3 protein-coding genes are annotated in these 3,905 nt (G+C 77.4%); 1 reads left to right on the top strand and 2 read right to left on the bottom strand.

Features of this window, described 5'->3' with window-relative positions:
* Positions 1 to 210 precede the first annotated feature (210 nt).
* The gene (locus AC529_RS15820; protein WP_068758311.1) at positions 211 to 912 is read right to left on the bottom strand and encodes a lysophospholipid acyltransferase family protein; all 702 of its coding nucleotides are present in this window, start codon (positions 910 to 912) and stop codon (positions 211 to 213) included.
* A gap of 158 nt (positions 913 to 1,070) precedes the next feature.
* Between AC529_RS15820 and AC529_RS15825 the strand changes: the two genes are divergently transcribed.
* A complete protein-coding gene (locus AC529_RS15825; protein ID WP_068758098.1) occupies positions 1,071 to 1,730 on the top strand; it encodes a cyclase family protein in 660 nt (219 codons plus the stop codon).
* 40 nt (positions 1,731 to 1,770) lie between these two features.
* Here AC529_RS15825 and AC529_RS15830 read toward each other — a convergent pair whose 3' ends face one another.
* On the bottom strand, positions 1,771 to 3,807 hold the full coding sequence (locus tag AC529_RS15830; protein ID WP_232306773.1) for an FUSC family protein: 2,037 nt from the start codon (positions 3,805 to 3,807) through the stop codon (positions 1,771 to 1,773).
* Positions 3,808 to 3,905 lie beyond the last annotated feature (98 nt).

Here is a 3,905-nt window from a genome sequence, read left to right on the forward strand (position 1 = left end):
GAGCCCGGGGGACACTTGCTACCACACCAGCCAAGCAGAGACTCTAACCCATGGCGGCGGCCGCCGGGGGCGACACCGGTCACACGGGAACGCCCCCGCCGCGGCGGCGGGAGGGCGCCGGTGCAGCGGCGCCGCGGGCGCGGGCTCTCCGGCCGGGACCGGGCGCCGCGCCGTGGACGTGACCGGTGCCACCCCGCGCGGCGCGGCGGGCTAGGCCGGGACCCGCCGGTCGCGGGCGGCCAGCTCGGCCTTGACCGAGGAGGCGAACCGCGCCACCCGCTCCTGGCCGGACAGCTTCTGGATGGCGGCCATCACCGCCTCGGTGGCCTCCCGCCGGGCACGGGCCCGGCCCGCCTGCCCCTCCCACGGCGACAGGTCCACCGGAGCGCCGAAGCGCACCCCGACGCGGCGCAGCGACGGGATCCGGCGCCCCGGGGGCAGGATGCGGTCGGTGCCCGCCAGCGCGGCCGGGACCACCGGGGCGCCCGAGGTCAGCGCCAGCCAGGCCAGACCGGTCTGCCCCTTGTACAGGCGGCCGTCGGGGGAGCGGGTGCCCTCGGGGAAGATCCCGAACACCCTGCCCTCGGCGAGCACGGCCAGGCTGCGCTCCATCGCCTCCTGGGCGCTCTGCCCGGGACGGCGGTCCACCGACACCTGGCCGATGGCGCGCAGCGCCCGGGTGAAGGCCCGCTGCGCCGCGTTGCCCTCGGCGAACAGCTCCTTCTTGGCGATGAAGACGATCGGCCGGGGCACCACCACGCCCAGGAACAGCGGGTCCAGGTTGGACAGGTGGTTGCAGGCGAGGATCACCGGGCCCCGCGCGGGGACGTGGTGCAGCCCCTCCACCTGAAGCGGCCACAGCGCCCGGGTGGTCGGAGCCACGACCGCCTTGGCGGCCTGGTACAGCGTCAGCGGCACGGCCTGTTCCCCCTCGCCCTGTCCTCGTCGCCCGCGCGGCACTCTACCGGGCGCGGACAACGGCGCGGTCACGGGGGGCGCCCGGGCGGCGCCCCGCCCGGCGCGCGCTACAGTGGTCTAGACCTGTCAGGGAAGAGACGAGGACCCATACCATGGCGCGTCTGATTGATGTCAGCCACCAGATCGTGGCTGGTATGACCACCTACCCGGGACTTCCCGGCCCGGTCATCGAGGACCACCTGTCGTTCGACGACTCGCAGCAGAGCTACGCCCTGGGCACCGAGTTCCGGATCCGCCGCATCTCGATGGTCGGCAACACCGGCACCTACCTGGACACCCCCGCCCACCGCTACCGCGACGGATCCGACCTGGCCGACCTGCCGCTGGAGAAGGTCGCGGCGCTGCCCGGCCGGGTCGTCGACGCCGCCGGGCGCGGGATCGGCCCCGAGGCCTTCCGCGGCCTGGACCTGGCAGGCCGGGCCGTGCTGATCCGCACCGGCTGGGACCGGCACTGGCGCACCGAGGCCTACGGCAGCCCCGAGCACCCCTTCCTCACCGAGGAGGGGGCCAAGGCGCTGGTCGAGGCCGGGGCCGCCCTGGTGGGCATCGACTCGGTCAACATCGACGACACCTCGGCCGGCAGCGGCGGCGCCCGCCCCTCGCACTCGATCCTGCTGGCCGCGGGCGTCCCCGTGGTGGAGCACCTGTGCCTGCTCGACCAGCTCCCCGAGGAGGGGTTCCAGTTCTTCGCGGTCCCGGTGAAGATCCGCGGCATGGGCACGATGCCGGTCCGCGCCTTCGCCCTCGTCTGACCCGCCCGGGGCCGGGCGGCCCGGCCGTCCGGCCCGCGGCTCACCGCCCCCGGGAGCCGGTCCCGGCCGCCGCGGTGCGCAGCGCCGCCGCCAGCGCCCGCACCTCCATGACCAGCCGCGGGTGGTCGGGCATGCTGGGCAGCGCCCCCAGGCGGGGCGCGCGCCGCTCGTGCAGCGCCGCGGCCAGCTCGTCGAAGGCCAGCCCCAGCCGTTGCAGCGTGATGTGGGTGGCGGGCGGCACGTCCTCGGCAGCCAGCGCCGCCAGCGCCAGGTAGCCGGTGCGCTGGGCGGCGACGACCGCCGGCCACAGCGGGGCGGTGTGCTCGGCGCGCGGCACGTCGCCCACCGCGCTGTCGTAGACGCCGCGCAGCCGCAGCAGGTCCGCGCGCAGGTCGCGGCGGAGCCGGTAGCGCTGCTCCGGCCCGAGCGCCGCGTCGGGGTCCAGCGCCTCCAGCAGCACCCGGCGGCTGGTCCGCAGCGCCGTGGCGAGGGCCTGCGGCAGGCGGCTCGACGAGGCGCGCCGCCACAGCAGCAGCGCCCCCGCCACCCCCACCAGCGAGCCGACCAGGGTGTCCACGACGCGCTCGCGCACCAGCAGCCCCGGCGGACAGGGCGCGGCCGTGGCGGCCAGCAGCAGCGCCATCGGCGTCAGCGCGGCGCTGGCGTAGCAGAAGCTGCGCGGCAGCACCGTCTGGGCCAGCGCTTGCAGCAGCGCCGCGACCGCGACCACCGCGGGCAGCGGCGGCGCGAGCGCCAGCAGGGCCCCGCCGACCGCCACGCCGGCCACGGTGCCGACCACGCGCTGGGCCGACCGGCTGGCGGTGAGCACCACGTTGCCGCCCTGCAACACCGAGGCCGCGGTGACCGGCACCCAGTAGAACCGCTCGAACCCCAGCAGGAGGGCCAGCAGGCCGGAGGCGGTCACGGTCAGGCCCATGCGCAGCGCGGTCGGCCGCACCAGAGACCCGCTGCTCCACCCCGAGCGCAGCGACTCCAGCAGCGGCGGGGTGCGCCGGTCGTACAGCCGCACCCCGCGCCCCTCCACCTCGTGGTCGAGGCGGCGGGCGCTGCGCGCGGTCCGCGCCAGCAGCCGGTACAGCCGCGACTCCAGGGAGCGGGGCCGCAGGCCGCGGCGCACCCCGTCGAGCCGCTCCGGAGCGGGGGAGGAGCCGGGGCGGGCCACCGCGCGGGCCAGCTCGTCGGCGAAGTCGGCGGCGGCCGCGGGCAGGGGAGAGGTGCGGCCCAGCGCCACCTCGGTGGCGGTCAGGTGGATGTCGGAGACCCAGCGCAGCAGCGCGCGCAGCCGGGCGGCGCGCGGGCTGTCCCGGTAGCCGCGCGTCTGGGCCTGGAGCACGACCCGCCACGCGGCGGCCACCGCCAGCGACGCCTCGTGCTGGGCGTGGTCCACCCGGGGCGTGCCCACGGCCCGCAGCAGTGCGCCCAGGCGGCCGAAGGCGGCGGCCACCGCGCGCTCCTCGGGGCCGCGGGAGTCCGGCAGCGCGCCCGCCATGGACACCAGCCAGCCGATGCCCGCGCCGACCGCGGCCACCCCGGCGTGCAGGGGGACCGCGCCGGGCCCGCCGGGCACGATGGTGGCGATCGAGCAGACCAGCACGAAGAAGAAGGGGCCGGGCGCCTCGACGCGCAGCGACTGGCAGGCCCAGGTGGCCGTGCCCGCCACCAGGCCGATGGCCGCTGCCGCCGTCCACGGCGAGACCGAGGCGAGCGAGCCGACGGCCACGCTGGCGACGAAGCCCGCGGCGATCAGCGCGAGCGAGGCGGCCCGGTGCGCGTAGGGCGTGGCCCGCTCGTAGAGCACCGTCATCGAGCCCAGGGCGGCCAGCGAGCCCAGGGACGGCGAGAGGAGGGCGGCGACCAGGCCGAAGGAGACGCCCATCGCGGCCCCGGCCTGTAGTCCGCGGGACCACTCCCAGCGGCCGGGGGCCGGCCACAGGACCGCGCGGAGGCCGATGCGCGGCCGGGGGCGTTCGGCGATCCCGGCCCGGACCCGGGAGGCGGCCCGCGGCAGGGGCGGACGGTCGGCGCGGTCCTCGTCCTGGGGTTCCTGGCCGTTCACGGAACCCATGCTAGAGGTTTGCGAATTTTGCGACTTGCGTCCCTCTTTGTGGGGTTGTGTCCCGGGGGCTGCGGGCCGCCGGGACAGGCTCAGGGGGA

It is taken from the genome of Thermobifida cellulosilytica TB100, from assembly GCF_001517975.1.
Lineage (GTDB): Bacteria > Actinomycetota > Actinomycetes > Streptosporangiales > Streptosporangiaceae > Thermobifida > Thermobifida cellulosilytica.

Bases quoted from the DNA above. Each gene is read 5' to 3' on its own strand.
- AC529_RS15825 (WP_068758098.1), top strand. From the start codon at position 1,071: ATGGCGCGTCTGATTGATGTCAGCCACCAGATCGTGGCTGGTATGACC.